Annotated in this window: 13 protein-coding genes; all 13 read left to right on the plus strand. The window is 70.1% G+C overall.

Features of this window, described 5'->3' with window-relative positions:
• Nucleotides 1-225 precede the first annotated feature (225 nt).
• The 13 genes from sctV to H3H55_RS21370 all read left to right on the plus strand — a co-directional run bounded on the left by sctV (nucleotide 226) and on the right by H3H55_RS21370 (nucleotide 13,274).
• Nucleotides 226-2,433 (plus strand): type III secretion system export apparatus subunit SctV, encoded by a 2,208-nt coding sequence (gene sctV, locus H3H55_RS21310; RefSeq protein ID WP_193100093.1) that lies wholly within the window; start codon nucleotides 226-228, stop codon nucleotides 2,431-2,433.
• Nucleotides 2,430-2,708 carry a type III secretion system export apparatus subunit SctS gene (sctS, locus tag H3H55_RS21315; protein ID WP_193100094.1) on the plus strand — a complete coding sequence of 93 codons (279 nt, stop codon included), beginning with the start codon at nucleotides 2,430-2,432 and terminating at the stop codon, nucleotides 2,706-2,708. The genes sctV and sctS overlap by 4 nt, the downstream gene beginning before the upstream one ends.
• A complete protein-coding gene (gene sctC, locus H3H55_RS21320; protein ID WP_193100095.1) occupies nucleotides 2,708-4,747 on the plus strand; it encodes a type III secretion system outer membrane ring subunit SctC in 2,040 nt (679 codons plus the stop codon). The genes sctS and sctC overlap by 1 nt, the downstream gene beginning before the upstream one ends.
• Nucleotides 4,728-6,074 (plus strand): type III secretion system inner membrane ring subunit SctD, encoded by a 1,347-nt coding sequence (gene sctD, locus H3H55_RS21325; protein ID WP_193100096.1) that lies wholly within the window; start codon nucleotides 4,728-4,730, stop codon nucleotides 6,072-6,074. The genes sctC and sctD overlap by 20 nt, the downstream gene beginning before the upstream one ends.
• 141 nt (nucleotides 6,075-6,215) lie before the next feature.
• Nucleotides 6,216-6,431, plus strand: a complete 216-nt coding sequence (locus H3H55_RS21330; RefSeq protein ID WP_048245594.1) for a hypothetical protein — start codon at nucleotides 6,216-6,218, stop codon at nucleotides 6,429-6,431.
• Between the two features lie 149 nt (nucleotides 6,432-6,580).
• Nucleotides 6,581-7,057: a hypothetical protein gene (locus tag H3H55_RS21335; RefSeq protein WP_193100097.1), complete on the plus strand. Its 477-nt coding sequence runs from the start codon at nucleotides 6,581-6,583 to the stop codon at nucleotides 7,055-7,057.
• 52 nt (nucleotides 7,058-7,109) lie between these two features.
• Nucleotides 7,110-7,997 (plus strand): type III secretion system inner membrane ring lipoprotein SctJ, encoded by an 888-nt coding sequence (gene sctJ, locus H3H55_RS21340; protein WP_193100098.1) that lies wholly within the window; start codon nucleotides 7,110-7,112, stop codon nucleotides 7,995-7,997.
• On the plus strand, nucleotides 7,994-8,743 hold the full coding sequence (locus tag H3H55_RS21345; protein WP_193100099.1) for a SctK family type III secretion system sorting platform protein: 750 nt from the start codon (nucleotides 7,994-7,996) through the stop codon (nucleotides 8,741-8,743). Before sctJ ends, H3H55_RS21345 begins: the two co-directional genes overlap by 4 nt.
• Complete coding sequence (gene sctL, locus H3H55_RS21350; RefSeq protein ID WP_048245598.1) at nucleotides 8,725-9,354, plus strand: type III secretion system stator protein SctL; 630 nt, start codon at nucleotides 8,725-8,727, stop codon at nucleotides 9,352-9,354. Before H3H55_RS21345 ends, sctL begins: the two co-directional genes overlap by 19 nt.
• Nucleotides 9,351-10,730 (plus strand): type III secretion system ATPase SctN, encoded by a 1,380-nt coding sequence (gene sctN, locus H3H55_RS21355; protein WP_048245599.1) that lies wholly within the window; start codon nucleotides 9,351-9,353, stop codon nucleotides 10,728-10,730. Before sctL ends, sctN begins: the two co-directional genes overlap by 4 nt.
• A complete protein-coding gene (locus H3H55_RS21360) occupies nucleotides 10,723-11,421 on the plus strand; it encodes a hypothetical protein (RefSeq protein ID WP_193100100.1) in 699 nt (232 codons plus the stop codon). The genes sctN and H3H55_RS21360 overlap by 8 nt, the downstream gene beginning before the upstream one ends.
• Nucleotides 11,415-12,224, plus strand: coding sequence for a type III secretion system export apparatus subunit SctT (gene sctT / locus H3H55_RS21365; RefSeq protein ID WP_193100101.1), 810 nt, complete (start codon nucleotides 11,415-11,417; stop codon nucleotides 12,222-12,224). Before H3H55_RS21360 ends, sctT begins: the two co-directional genes overlap by 7 nt.
• Before the next feature lie 18 nt (nucleotides 12,225-12,242).
• Nucleotides 12,243-13,274, plus strand: a complete 1,032-nt coding sequence (locus H3H55_RS21370; RefSeq protein ID WP_193100102.1) for an EscU/YscU/HrcU family type III secretion system export apparatus switch protein — start codon at nucleotides 12,243-12,245, stop codon at nucleotides 13,272-13,274.
• The last annotated feature ends 40 nt before the right edge of the window (nucleotides 13,275-13,314 follow it).

The following is a 13,314-nucleotide window of genomic DNA, read 5'->3' on the forward strand; positions in this document are numbered from 1 at the left end:
GCGGGGACCGCAGCAGGATGGAAGCGGTTCCGGCGGTGCGTGCCCGCAAGCGCCGCCGGGTTTCGTAGTCCGATCCGAGCGCCGCCGGGAAACGCGCTTTCACGCTACGAGGCGCATCCCTTTTTCCATCGATCCGCGTCGCTACACTCGTCCCATTCAACGGTCCGCGCAGCATGGGGGAGGATTGCCCGTGCCAGCCGGTAATAACGACAGGACAACGGCACGATGGCAGAACCGAAGGCGCTCCCCCGCGACTGGCAGCGGTTGTTTTCCGCTGGCCGCGGCGTGTCCGGACGGCGTCTCGGGGGCGCGTCGCCGCGCGCCGACCTGTTCCTCGCGACGTTCATCGTCGCGGTCGTCGCACTGTTCATCCTGCCGTTGCCGCAGGCCGCGCTCGACGGGATGATTTCGCTGAATCTTGCCGTGAGCGTGGTGCTGCTGACGGTGTCGACCTACGTGCCGTCGGCGGTCAGCTTCTCGTCGTTTCCCGCGCTGCTGCTGTTCACGACGCTGTTCCGGCTCGCGCTGAACATCGCGTCGTGCAAGCTGATCCTGCTGCACGCGAACGCGGGCCACGTGATCGACGCGTTCGGGCGGCTCGTCGTCGGCAACAACGTCGTGGTGGGCGGCGTGGTGTTCCTCGTGATCGCCGTCGTGCAGTTCATCGTGATCGCGAAGGGTTCGGAGCGGGTGGCCGAAGTCGGCGCGCGCTTCTCGCTCGACGCGATGCCGGGCAAGCAGATGAGCATCGACGCGGACCTGCGCGCGGGCATCATCAACGCCGACGAAGCGCGTGAGCGCCGCGAGAAGCTCGAACAGGAATCGCAGATGCACGGCGCGATGGACGGCGCGATGAAGTTCGTGAAGGGCGACGCGATCGCGGGGCTCGTGATCGCGTTCATCAACATCGTCGCCGGGATCGCGGTCGGCACGCTGATGCACGGGATGGATATCGGCGAGGCACTGCAGCGTTACGCGATCCTGACGGTCGGCGACGGGATGGCGTCGCAGATTCCGTCGTTGCTCGTGTCGATCGCGGCCGGCATCGTGACGACGCGCGTCGCGACGCGCGATGCGCGGCAGCGCCAGCTTGGCGAGCAGCTCGGCGAGCAACTGGGCGCGCATCCGCGCGCGCTGCTGATCGCGGCGTTCGTGCTGACCGGTTTTCTCGTCGTGCCCGGTTTTCCGAAATGGTCGTTCGCGCTGATCGCGTTCGGCCTCGGCGCGTTCGCGTTCTCGCAGCTCAAGCGCAAGACGACCGCGCCGAGCTTCAACCTGATTCATGTCGCGGGGCGCGTCGGCTCGGCCGACGACGGCCAGCCCGCGAAGGTGTCGCACGCGGCGGGCGTCACGTCGCTGATCGCGGTGTCGCTGTCCGACGACCTGCGTACGAGCCTGAACCTTGCGCAACTGCAAGCCGCGCTGTCGAGCGCGAAAGCGCGCGTCGACGCGGACATCGGCACGGTGTTCCCGCGCATCACATTGAACGACGACGAAGGCGCAACGGCCGGCACGTACCGGATCTACCTGCAGGACGTGCTCGCCGCGCACGGCGCGCTGAAACCGGGCTGGCTGCTGTGGGACGGCGTCGCGCCGCTGCCCGAACGCGCGGAGCGCCAGCCGGCCGAAGCGTTCGGCCCGTTCGCGACCGCGCTGTGGATCAAGCCCGACGGCACCGCGCCGGACGGCAAGTGGCTGTCGAGCGAAAGCGCGCTCGCCGCGCACGTCGAGCAGATCGTGCGCCAGCATGCGGACGAACTGCTGGGCATCCAGGAGACGCAGGCGCTCGTGCATCTGGTGCGCCGCGAGCACCCCGAACTCGTGGGCGAGCTGACGCGCCTCGTGCCGCTGCAGCGCGTGACCGAGGTGCTGCGCCGGCTGCTGGCCGAACAGGTGCCGATCCGCAACCTGCGCGTGATCTTCGAGAGCCTGATCACGTGGGCGCCGAATGAACCCGACGACGTGATCGCGCTGGTCGAACTCGTGCGCGTCGACCTGCGCCGGATGATCACCGATCGCCATGCGGGCACGACGCGCCAGCTGCGGGTCGTGCTGTTCGAGCAGAACCTGCAGGAGCGGATCGAGAGTGCGGTGATGCGCACCAAGCAGGGCAATTTTCTCGCGCTGTCGAGCGCGGTCAAGCAGGACATCGGCGACCAGGTGCGCGCGATCGTGCAGGCCGCGCAGGCGGCCGGCCCCGGCGGCCACGGCAATACGCACGGCGCCGCGCGGCTCGCGGTGATGGTCGCGCTCGGCGCGCGCCGCTACGTGAAGACGATCCTGCAGCCGGTGCTGCCCGAACTCGCGGTGCTGTCGTACCAGGAAGTCGAGGAGGACGTGCAGCTGCACACGGTCGGCTGGGTGAAGAACCCGCCGGACGACGGCTCGGTCGGCGCGGGCGCCGGCGTGCGCGCGCCGGGAGCCATTCAATGATGAGCTCGACGATCCTCGACCTGACGCGCCAGGCGCTGATGCTCGTGCTGCTGCTGTCGCTGCCGATCGTGCTGATCGCCACCGTCACGGGCCTCATCGTCGCGATCCTGCAGGCCGTCACGCAGGTGCAGGACGCCAACATCGGCATCGCGGTGCGGTTGATCGCCGTGATGGTCGCACTCGTGCTGCTGTCGGGCTGGCTCGGCGGCGAAGTACTGCGCTTCGCGCAGCAGGCGCTGGAACGCATGTTCGTTTCTTCCACTGGAGTTCTTTGATGCATCGAAGCGTCGCCCCGATCCGGTTTCAACCGCGCAGCCTGCAACGGGCCGCGCTCGCCATGTGCGCGACCGCGCTGCTCACGGCGTCGCTGTGCATGGTGCCCGCGCACACGGCCCGCGCCGCGGACCTGCGCTGGCGCAACAAGCCGTTCACGATCGTCGCGAACGGCAAGAAGATCGGCGACTTCATCCGCGAGCTTGCGTCGTCGCAGGGTGTGACGGCGGTGGTCGACCCGAAGGTCGACGGCGTGATCAGCGGCCGCTTCTCGGGCACGCCGCAGGAGACGCTCGAAACGATCTGCTCGACCTATGGGCTCACGTGGTACTACGACGGCTCGTTCCTCTACGTCGATCCGGCCGACCAGTCGCAGACGCAGATGATCCCGATCCCGCCGAATGCGGCCGGCGAAATCGGCCGCGCGCTGCAGGCGATGCAGATTCCGGACAAGCGCTACACGCTCGTCATCAACGATCGTTCGAACAGCGTGTACGTGGCCGGCCCGCGCCGCTACGTCGAACTCGTGCGGCAGGCGGTCGGCTCGGTCGGCGATCCGTCGGCGAACGGCGCGCACGCGGACATCCGCGCGTTCCGGCTGAGGTACGGCTGGGCGTCGGATTTCACGATCAACCGCTCGGGCAAGGAAGTGACGGTGCCGGGCGTCGCGACGATCCTGAGCCGGCTGTTCGGCAAGGGCGGCGGCACGAGCGCGCTGCCGTCGAGCACGCCGCTCGGGCAGGCCGCGCGCCAGGTGAAGCTGGGCTCGGGGCTGACGATCGCGGTGCCGCGCCTCGACTTTCCCGACATCTCCAGCGGCCCGCGTGCGGGCGGTTATAGCGGCGACAGCAGCGCGGTCGGCGGGTTCTCGCCGTTCGCGAACGCCGGCGGTGGCGACGCGCTGCCGCAGATCGTCGCCGATCCGGCGATCAACGCGGTGATCGTGCGCGACCTGCCGGAGAACATGTACCGCTACCAGTCGCTGATCAACCAGCTCGACGAGCGGCCGCGCATCGTCGAGATCAACGTGACGATCATCGACATCAACGAGGATTCGCTCGACAGCCTCGGGATCGACTGGCGCCTGCACACGACACACGGCGACGTGCAGATCGGCAACGGCGCGAATCCGCTGAACGGCAACACGCAGTACAACGGTTCAGGCAATCCGCCGCTGACGTTCGGCGTCGGCACGTCGGAAACCGGGCAGACGGGCACCTTCCTGCCGACCGGCATCGCGCTGACCGCCTCGATCGGCGGCTCGCTGCGCAATTACCTGCTCACGCGCGTGAACGCACTCGCGCAGAAGGGGCAGGCGCAGTTGCGTTCGAAACCGAAGGTGCTCGCGCTCGACAACACCGAGGCGATCCTCGAGAACCTCACGCAGTTCTACGTGCAGGTGCAGGGTTACCAGGATTCGTCGCTGTACAGCGTGACGACCGGCACGAGCATCAAGGTGACGCCGATGATCGTCGACGAGGCGATCCGCAACGCGGCCGCCGTATCCGGCAATCCGCAGAGCGTGATGATGTCGATCGACATCCAGGACGGCAACGTCGTGCAGGGCCAGGCCGTGTCGAACATCCCGGTGATCCAGCAGCGCAACATCGTCACGAAGTCGATGATCGACGAAGGCAAGAGCCTGCTGATCGCGGGGTTCAACGACGACGAGGTGAAGCTGAACAAGAGCGGCGTGCCCTGGCTGTCCGACATTCCGCTGATCGGCAACCTGTTCAAGTACACCGACAAGTCGGGCAACCACATGGAGCGGTTCTACCTGCTGACGCCGCGCGTGGTGACGAGCGCGTCGATGTATGCGCCGGACGGCTCGCCCGTGAACCTGGGCGTGAACGGGCCGGCCAATCCGGAAGGCGTGTCGATGTATCGCCCGCCGGACAACGATGTCGTGGTGCCGCTGACGCCGAAGCCGCTGCCCGGCACGAAGTTCGGTCCGCCCGCATTGCCGCCGCCGAAGGACGTGGCGGCGCAGCCGGCGACGACGACCGCAGGAGCCACCACCCATGTCGACGACCATCATTGACCCGCACGGCGACGGCGCATTGCCCGGCGGCGCGGGAGGCGCGGCGGCAGGGCCGGCCGCGCTCGCGTCGCCGTGGAACCTGTGCTTCCTGAGCGGGCCGATGTACGGCCGCACGATGTCGCTCGCGCGCGGCGCGAACTGGGTCGGCACCGCGGCCGATTGCGAAGTGATCCTGCCCGATCGCGAGATCGGCGCGAAACAGGTGTGCCTGCAGGTCGGCGCGCTCGCGGTGACCGTGCAGAACCACGGCGGCGAGGCCGGCGCGCCGGTGCTGTTCAACGACGAACCGCTCGGCGCGGGCCGCCGCTCGCTGACGCCGCACGACGTCGTGACGGTCGGCTCGATCCGGCTCGGCATCGCGCGGCATGCGCAGGCGAGCGTCGCGGTGCCCGACGAAGCCGATGCGCCGGACGCCGCGCGCGAGGCCGCGTGGCTCGGCTGGCTCACGGGCGGATTGCGCCGCCTCGGCAGCCGGCGGCTCGTGATCGCGCTGGTCGCGCTGTGGATCGGCGTGCTGCTCGGCGCGCTCGGCTACGGCTTCGTCACGTGGTCGGGGCGCCTGCCGTGGCAGCACGAATCGGTGCTCGCGCGCACGCACCGGCTGCAGCAACTGCTGCATGCGTATCCGGAGCTGGCCGTCGCGCCGCGCGACGACGGCGTGATCGTGTCGGGCTACGTGAGCGACCCGGCCGCGCGGGAACGCGTCGCGCAGATCGTCGCGGGCGTGGACAACGCGGCGCTCGGCAACATCTACGTGGTCAGCGATCTCGTCGCGACCGCGCAGACCTATTTCAGCGATACCGCGCTGACGGTCGCCTATCTCGGCCGCGGCCGGATCGAGCTGACGGGTGCGGCGGCGCGGGCGCAGATCGAGCCGCGTATCCGCAACTACATGAAGGACGCGCGCCCGGCGCTCGAAGTGGTCGATCACGTGCGCGACGCCGATGCCGATCCGGCCGCGCCGCACACGGCGACGACGCTCGGCGGGATGGCCGGCATCCCGGAGATCACGACCGTGTTCGCGGGCGACGGCGACCAGCGCTATATCGAGACGGCGGACGGCAGCCGCTATTTCGAAGGCGCGCGGCTGAAGGAGGGCGCGGTCGTTGCGTCGATCGGTCCGGACGCAGTCGTGTTCGAGCGCAACGGCCAGCGCATCACGATGCCGCTCGGCGGCCCGTCGGCGAACGCGCCCGAGCAGGCGCCGGCGCCGCCCGTGCCGCCGCTCGCGAGCGGCGCGGCGGCCGGGGTCGCGCAACCGGTGCCGGGGCCGACGCTGCCGCAGGATGCGGCGGCGACCGGGGCCTCGAAGGAGGCGGCGCACTAGCGCCGCGACAGGTCATGCGCATCGCGTAACCGGCGGTGCGCGCATTACGCGGGACGCCGCACGCGTGCGACGGCTCACGTCGCCGGCGGGGCATGGGGCCGCCGCCGGAAGATGGATGGACATCACGTAAAGGAGCGAATCATGCCAGGCCCGACCAGCAGCACCAGCGCAACCAACACGAACCAGGTCCAGCAGCAGGCGGACGACCTGACCAAGACGCAGCTCGAACTGACGAAGATCAACTTCCAGGTCCAGCAATCGACCGCGACGTTCGAAACCAGCAACGCAGTGACCGCGCAGGAAGGGACGGCGAACGCCCAGGTTGCGCAACACCTGAGTTCCGCCGGCCGCGCATGACGCCGGTCGCCGGCCGCGCCGCGCGACGCCGTGCGCCGGGTCTGCCCGCGAAGGGCACCCGGTGGCGGATGCGCGCGTGCCGGCTGGCCTGTTCCGGGCGGGCCCGACCGATCCGGTCCGGCGCCTGCCAGCCAAGGAGGGCATAGATCATGTCAGTGACAGGCGTAGGCGCGGCGCCCCCGGGCGCGGCCGCGCTCGCGAGCGCGGCGCAGCAGACGGGCTCGGCGTCCGATCCGGCGCAGGTGCGCCAGTTCGATGCGCTGATGCAGCCGGGCGCATCGCCGGCCGCGCCGCCGTCTTCGTCGGGCGTCGCGATGTCGCGCGCGCCGGCGGATGCGGCGCCGGCCGTGCAGATGACGCCCGCGCAGGCGAACCAGTCGTCGCTGGTCGAGCGGTTGCGCACTTACGGCAACGATCTCGACACGCGGTACGCGAACATCGACAAGCATCGCGGCGAGATGCTGACGTCGATGGCGGACAGCCGCAGCGATCCGCTGATGACGATGGTGAAGGCGATGGACTTCCAGTGGACGGCGACCACCACCATTTCGGAATACCAATTGAGCCTGTCGGTCGCGCAGGCAGCGAACGGCTTCACGCACACGGTGCTGAAGACGCAGGAGTGACAGGGCGCGTGCGGGCCGATTCAGGCCTCACGCGCCATGAAGCGGACAAACGATGACGACGATCGATTCGACGCCACGCACGCATGCGTGGCGCAGCCGGGCGGCGCGTGCGCTGCTCGCGGGGCTGCTCGTGCTGTTGGCCGGGTGCCAGAAGGAGTTGTACTCGGGCCTGTCGGAGCGCGACGCGAACCAGATGGTCGCGGTGCTCGGCGACGCGGGCATCAGCGCGTCGAAGGACAACGACGCGCGCGACACGTCGGACCGCAACGCGTGGCTGGTGAGCGTCGCGGACGGCGACATGCAGTCCGCGCTCACCGTGCTGCAGGCGAACGGGCTGCCGAAGCCGAGTTATGCGAGCCTCGGCGAGCTGTTCCAGAAGCAGGGCCTCGTGTCGACGCCGGCCGAGGAGCGCGTGCGCTACCTGTACGGCGTGTCGCAGGACCTGTCGCGCACGCTGCAGGACATCGAGGGCGTGGTGGTCGCGCGTGTGCAGGTCGTGATTCCGGAGAACGATCCGCTCGCGGACAAGATCAAGCCGTCGTCGGCGGCCGTGTATATCCGCTACCGGCCCGGCGTCGACCTGCGCGCGATGGCGCCGATGGTCAAGGATCTCGTCGCGCACAGCATCGAAGGGCTGCAGTACGACAACGTGTCGCTGTTCCTGCAGCCGGCCGCCGCGCGCGCGACGCGCGTGGACGGAATCGGCAGCGCGGTGTCGGACATCGTGCGGCTGCGCTCGCCGCTCGGCTGGCTCGTGTTCGCGCTGATCCTGCTGACCGGCGCGGTGATCGTGCTGTCGGCCGCCCGGCGCGGGATGTTCGGCGCGCGGCTCGCCGGATTGCTCGGTGCGCCGCGCGGGTCGAACGGCGTCGGCGGCGCGTCGGCGCAGCAGGCCGGCGGCGGGCTGCGCACGCCGGACGGCGCGCGCGACGGCGCATGAGCGATCCGCACGCGCTGCCGCCGGGCGATGTTTCGGCTCAACCCGACGCGGCGCCGCTGCCGTGGCTGCAGCCGCTTGCGCCGCCGCCCGCCGCGCGGCGCGCGGCGTTTCATGTGCTCGTCTGCGATTTCAACCTGCGGCCCGATCGTTATCTGCACGTGACGCGCGTGCCGGCCGACTGGCCCGCGCGCTACCGTTCGCCGGACGCGTTCGGCGCGGCCGGCCGCAAGCTGCTTGCGCGGCACCTGCTCGACCTGAACGGCGTGGCGGGCCGGCACGACTTCGACGTCGCGAACCCGTGCGCGCGGCTCGCGCTGCTGCCGGGCGCGGCGCTCGAGCAACTGGCCGCGTATGCGGGGCTGCTGCTGCATCGCCACTGGCTGCGCGACGCGCTGGCCGCGCGGCGCATCCGCGCGGAAGTCGCGGCGAGGCTCGGCGGCGATGCGCTGGAACTCGCGCTCGACCGCGCGCCGGAATTCGGCGCGCTTGCCGAGACGCTCGAGCCGTGGCGCGCCGATCCCGCGGCGCTGCCCGGGGTGATCCGCGCGCGCGGCGGGCGGCTGCTCGCGGATTTCATCGGCGTGGCGGGCGATGCGGTCGCGCGGCGCGTGCGCCTGAAATTCAACCGCGCGATCGACGATGAGGCGCCTTACTGGCTGAACCGCGCGCAGCGCGACCAGTTCGGCGAACTGCTGTTCCTGTTTCTGATTCCCGAGAGGCTTGCGTCATGGGATTGGCTTTTCTGATCACGAGCGACAACCTGCAGCTGCTGTCGGAGCGCAAGGTGCTCAAGGAGCGCGAATACGCGGCGCTGCTCGACGCGTCCGCGGTGATCGCGACCGCGCACGACGAAGCCGCGCGCATCGTCGCCGACGCGCAGCGCGAATTCGACAAGCGCCAGGCGGCCGGCTACGACGAAGGGATGCGCCGCGCGCAGCGCGAGCAGGCCGCGCAGGCGTACACGCAGGCGCTCGCCGCCACGCGCACGATGGAGACGATGAAGGATGCGATGGCCGACATCGTCGTGAAGGCCGTGCGCGCGATCGTCGGCGAGATGAGCACGCAGACGCTGTACGAGGCCGCGCTGGCGCGGATCGCGCCGCTCGTGCGCGACGAGGCGTTCCTGATCGTGCGGATCGCGCCCGGCCGGAAGGACGAGATGCGCGATGCGCTCGACGGCGCGTTCGCGGGGCAGTCGAACCGGCAGAAGATCCGCATCGTCGAGGATGCGCAGCTCGAACGCCATGCGTGCACGGTCGAGACGCCGTCCGGGCGCATCGATGCGAGCCTCGACCTGCAGATCGACGCGCTGCGTCAGGCGATCCGCCGCGATGCGCTGAAGGGCGCCGCGCGATGAACGCGCCGCTCGACGATCCGCAGCCGTTCGGCAGCGACGACGACGGCGCGCCGTTCGATCGCGGACGCCTCGTCGGCGAACTCGACGCGGGGCTCGCGTTCTTCTCGCCGGTGTCGGTGCAGGGCCGCGTCAATCACGCGGTCGGGCAGATCCTGAACGCGACGGGCATCCGCGCGCGGCTCGGCGAGATCTGCGAGCTGCGCACGCCGAACCAGCCGACGCTGCTCGCCGAGGTAGTCGGGTTTTCGCGGCAGACGACGCTGCTCACGCCGCTGGGCGACGTGGCCGGGCTTTCGCCCGAGACGACCGTCGTGCCGTCCGGGCGCGAGCATGTATTCCCGGTGGGCGAAGGGCTGTTCGGCCGCGTGCTCGACGGGCTCGGCCGGCCGCTCGACGATCGCGGGCCGGTGACGGGCGCCGCGTGGGTGTCGACGCAGCAGGACCCGCCGAACCCGCTCGCGCGCAAGATGATCGACACGCCGTTTCCCACCGGCGTGCGCGTGATCGACGGGCTGATGACGCTCGGCATCGGGCAGCGCGTCGGCATCTTCGCGCCGTCCGGCGTGGGCAAGAGCACGCTGCTCGGGATGATCGCGCGCGGCGCGCAGGCCGACGTGAACGTGATCGCGCTCGTTGGCGAACGCGGCCGCGAGGTGCGCGAATTCATCGAGCACAGCCTGTCGCCCGAGGTGCGCGCGCGGTCGATCGTCGTCGTGTCGACGTCCGATCGCCCCGCGATGGAGCGCGTGAAATCCGCGCTCGTCGCGACCGCGATTGCCGAGCACTTCCGCGATGCGGGCAAGCGCGTGCTGCTGCTCGTCGATTCGCTGACGCGTTTCGCGCGCGCGCAGCGCGAGGTCGGCCTCGCGAGCGGCGAGCCGCCGACGCGCCGCAGTTTCCCGCCGTCGACGTTCGCGGTGCTGCCGCGCCTGCTCGAACGCGCGGGGCAGGGCGCGAACGGGTCGATCACCGCGCTCTACACGGTGCTCGTCGAAGGCGACGAGGAATCGGATCCGATCGCCGAGGAAGTGCGCTCGATCCTCGACGGCCATATCGTGCTGTCGCGCAAGATCGCGCTCGCGAACCGCTATCCGGCGATCGACGTGCTCGCGAGCCTGTCGCGCGTGATGCCGCTCGTCGCGAGCCGCGCGCACCAGCATGCGGCCGCACGCGTGCGCGAGCTGATCGCGAAGTACCAGGAGATCGAGCTGCTCGTGCAGATCGGCGAGTATCGCGAAGGCAGCGACCGGCTCGGCGATCTCGCGCTGCGCGCGCGCGACGCGATCGGCGCGTTCTGCACGCAGGCGTCGGACGAGGACGTGCGCTTCGACGCGCTGCTCGCGAAACTGACGAAGCTGGCGAACGATCATGTCTGAAGCCGACGACCGCCTCGTGCTCGCGACGCTCGCGCGCCTGAAGCGCGTGCGCGAGATGCGCAGCCAGATCGCGCGCGTCGCGGCCGCGCGCCAGCAGGGCATCGCCGCGCAAAGCCGCCGCGCGCTCGAGGCCGCGCACGCGCAGCTCGCCTCGCAGGTCGCCGCGAAGGCCGCGATCCAGACGCGGCTCGTCGACGACCTGCGCGAGGCGCGCGGGCTGCAGAACGCAGCTGCCGACACGCGTACGTTCGACCGGCATATCGGCACCGCGAACGCGTCGGTGAGCGAGGCCGCGCACGTGCATCGCGGCCACGAGGCGACGCTCGCCGACCTGCAGCGCGCCGCGCGCAAGGCGAAGGCCGCCGAGGACAAGCTCGACAAGGCGGGCGAGAAGGCGCAGCATGCGCGCGCCGCGCGGGTCGAGCGCGATGCCGACGAAGTGGCGGACGGGTACGCGGTGCGGCGCTTCGCGACGCCCGGCGCATGGGCGGCCGGGGCGAGCGACGCGTCCGGCCACGCCGCGCCACCGGAAGCGGCCGCGGCGTTCGACGCGGCGATGGCCTTGCCGCCGGCCGATACGGAAACCGCCGCGGCCGGCATGACCGATGCAGCCGACGCAGCCGATGCAGTCGACCCAACCGATGCGGCCGACGATGCCGCACCACCCGCCGCAGCGGAGCGTCGATGCTAGACCAGGCTGCGGGTTTCAACGATGTCGCGGGCATGCTGCGGCCGCTGCTCTACGTGATGCCGCGCCTGTTGCCGATCATGTTCGTCGTGCCGGTGTTCAACGAGCAGATCATCACGGGCCTCGTGCGCAACGGGATCGCCGTCGTGATCGCCGCATTCGTCGCGCCGGCGATCGACGCCGCGCAGGTGGCCGCGCTGCCGTTCCTGATGTGGTGCCTGCTCGTCGCGAAGGAAGCGGTGGTCGGCATGCTGCTCGCGGGCGCGTTCAGCGCGGTGCTGTTCGCGATCCAGGGCGTCGGTTACCTGATCGACTTCCAGACCGGCAGCGGCAGCGCCGCGTTCTTCGATCCGATGGGCGGACACGAGGGCGGCCCGACATCGGGCTTCCTCAATTTCGTCGCGATCGCGCTGTTCGTCACGGCGGGCGGGCTGCAGGTGCTCGTGCAGCTGTTCGCGCAGTCGTACGCGTGGTGGCCGATCGGCTCGCTCGGCCCCGATTTCTCGTCGATGCTGCAGACCTTCATCGTGCGGCAGACCGACACGATCTTCGAATGGATGGTGAAGCTCGCCGCGCCGGTGACGATCGTGCTGGTGCTCGTCGAGCTCGGCATCGGCCTCGTCGGGCGCGCGGTGCCGCAGCTCAACATCTTCGTGTTCTCGCAGCCGCTGAAGAGCGCGCTCGCGCTGCTGATGATGATGCTGTTCCTGCCGGTGGTGTACGCGTCGCTGCATTCGCTGCTGAGCCCCGACAGCGGGCTGATGGCGCTCTTGCACGCGCTGTTCGCCGCGCACGGCGGCGGCTGAGCGCACCGCGGAGCCGACATGGCCGAAAAGGATCAGAAGCCGACCGAGAAGCGCCTGCGCGAGGCGCGCGAGAAAGGCGATGTGCCGAAGAGCGCGGAAACGATTTCGTCGGCGTTTTTCGTCGGCGTGTGCGTCGCGCTCGCGGTTGGAATCGGTTCACTGTTCGCGCGGCTGCAGGCGCTGTTCCGGCTCGTGTTCGATGCGACCGGCGCGGCCGACCCGTCCGCGCGCATCGCGGTGCTGATCGACGGCGCCGCGCGCGACTGGGCGACGCTGTCCGCGCAGATCGTCGCGGCCGGGCTGCTGGCGGGCTTGCTCGCGGGTTTCGTGCAGGTTGGCGGCGTGATGGCGTGGAGCCGCCTCGTGCCGCAGCTGTCGCGGCTCAATCCGGCCGAGGGGATGAAGAACCTGTGGTCGATGCGCAACCTCGTCAATCTCGTGAAGATGCTGCTGAAGACGGTGCTGCTCGTCGCGACGCTCGGCTGGCTGATCGTCGAGTCGCTCGACCCTTCCGTGCAGTCCGGTTTCACGCGGCCGATCTCGATCCTCGCGCTGATCGTGAAGCTGCTGATGATGCTGTTCGGCTGGGCCGCGCTGATCTATATCGTGATGGCGCTGATCGACATCGTGCACCAGCGGCACGAGTTCAACCAGAAGATGAAGATGTCGATCGACGAAGTGCGGCGCGAGCACAAGGAAGACGAAGGCGATCCGCATATCGAGTCGAAGCGCCGGCAGCTCGCGCGCGAAGCGCAGTTCGCGTCGCTGCCGGACCGGATCGGCTTCGCGTCGGTGGTCGTCTATTCGCCGCGCGTCGCGGTCGCGCTCTATTACGGCGGGATCGGCACGCTGCCGTGGGTGCTCGCACGCGGCGAAGGCGAGGCGGCCGAGCGGATCGTGCGCGCCGCGCGCGACGCGCTGCGTCCGACGCTCGCGAACGTCGGGCTCGCGCAGGCGCTGTACGAATCGACGCCCGAAAACGGCACGATCCAGCAGCAGCATTTCCGCGAGGTCGCGCAGTTGCTGAAATGGGCGACCGGCGCGGGTTGACGCGCGCCGCGCCGCGCCCGTGGGCCTGCCTTCCCTGTTC

The sequence above is a fragment of the Burkholderia sp. Z1 genome, from assembly GCF_014893795.1.
Lineage (GTDB): Bacteria > Pseudomonadota > Gammaproteobacteria > Burkholderiales > Burkholderiaceae > Burkholderia > Burkholderia theae.

Bases quoted from the DNA above. Each gene is read 5' to 3' on its own strand.
- sctC (WP_193100095.1), top strand. From the start codon at position 2,708: ATGCATCGAAGCGTCGCCCCGATCCGGTTTCAACCGCGCAGCCTGCAA.
- sctV (WP_193100093.1), top strand. From the start codon at position 226: ATGGCAGAACCGAAGGCGCTCCCCCGCGACTGGCAGCGGTTGTTTTCC.
- sctN (WP_048245599.1), top strand. From the start codon at position 9,351: ATGAACGCGCCGCTCGACGATCCGCAGCCGTTCGGCAGCGACGACGAC.
- H3H55_RS21370 (WP_193100102.1), top strand. From the start codon at position 12,243: ATGGCCGAAAAGGATCAGAAGCCGACCGAGAAGCGCCTGCGCGAGGCG.
- H3H55_RS21360 (WP_193100100.1), top strand. From the start codon at position 10,723: ATGTCTGAAGCCGACGACCGCCTCGTGCTCGCGACGCTCGCGCGCCTG.
- sctS (WP_193100094.1), top strand. From the start codon at position 2,430: ATGATGAGCTCGACGATCCTCGACCTGACGCGCCAGGCGCTGATGCTC.
- H3H55_RS21335 (WP_193100097.1), top strand. From the start codon at position 6,581: ATGTCAGTGACAGGCGTAGGCGCGGCGCCCCCGGGCGCGGCCGCGCTC.
- H3H55_RS21345 (WP_193100099.1), top strand. From the start codon at position 7,994: ATGAGCGATCCGCACGCGCTGCCGCCGGGCGATGTTTCGGCTCAACCC.
- sctL (WP_048245598.1), top strand. From the start codon at position 8,725: ATGGGATTGGCTTTTCTGATCACGAGCGACAACCTGCAGCTGCTGTCG.
- H3H55_RS21330 (WP_048245594.1), top strand. From the start codon at position 6,216: ATGCCAGGCCCGACCAGCAGCACCAGCGCAACCAACACGAACCAGGTC.
- sctJ (WP_193100098.1), top strand. From the start codon at position 7,110: ATGACGACGATCGATTCGACGCCACGCACGCATGCGTGGCGCAGCCGG.
- sctD (WP_193100096.1), top strand. From the start codon at position 4,728: ATGTCGACGACCATCATTGACCCGCACGGCGACGGCGCATTGCCCGGC.
- sctT (WP_193100101.1), top strand. From the start codon at position 11,415: ATGCTAGACCAGGCTGCGGGTTTCAACGATGTCGCGGGCATGCTGCGG.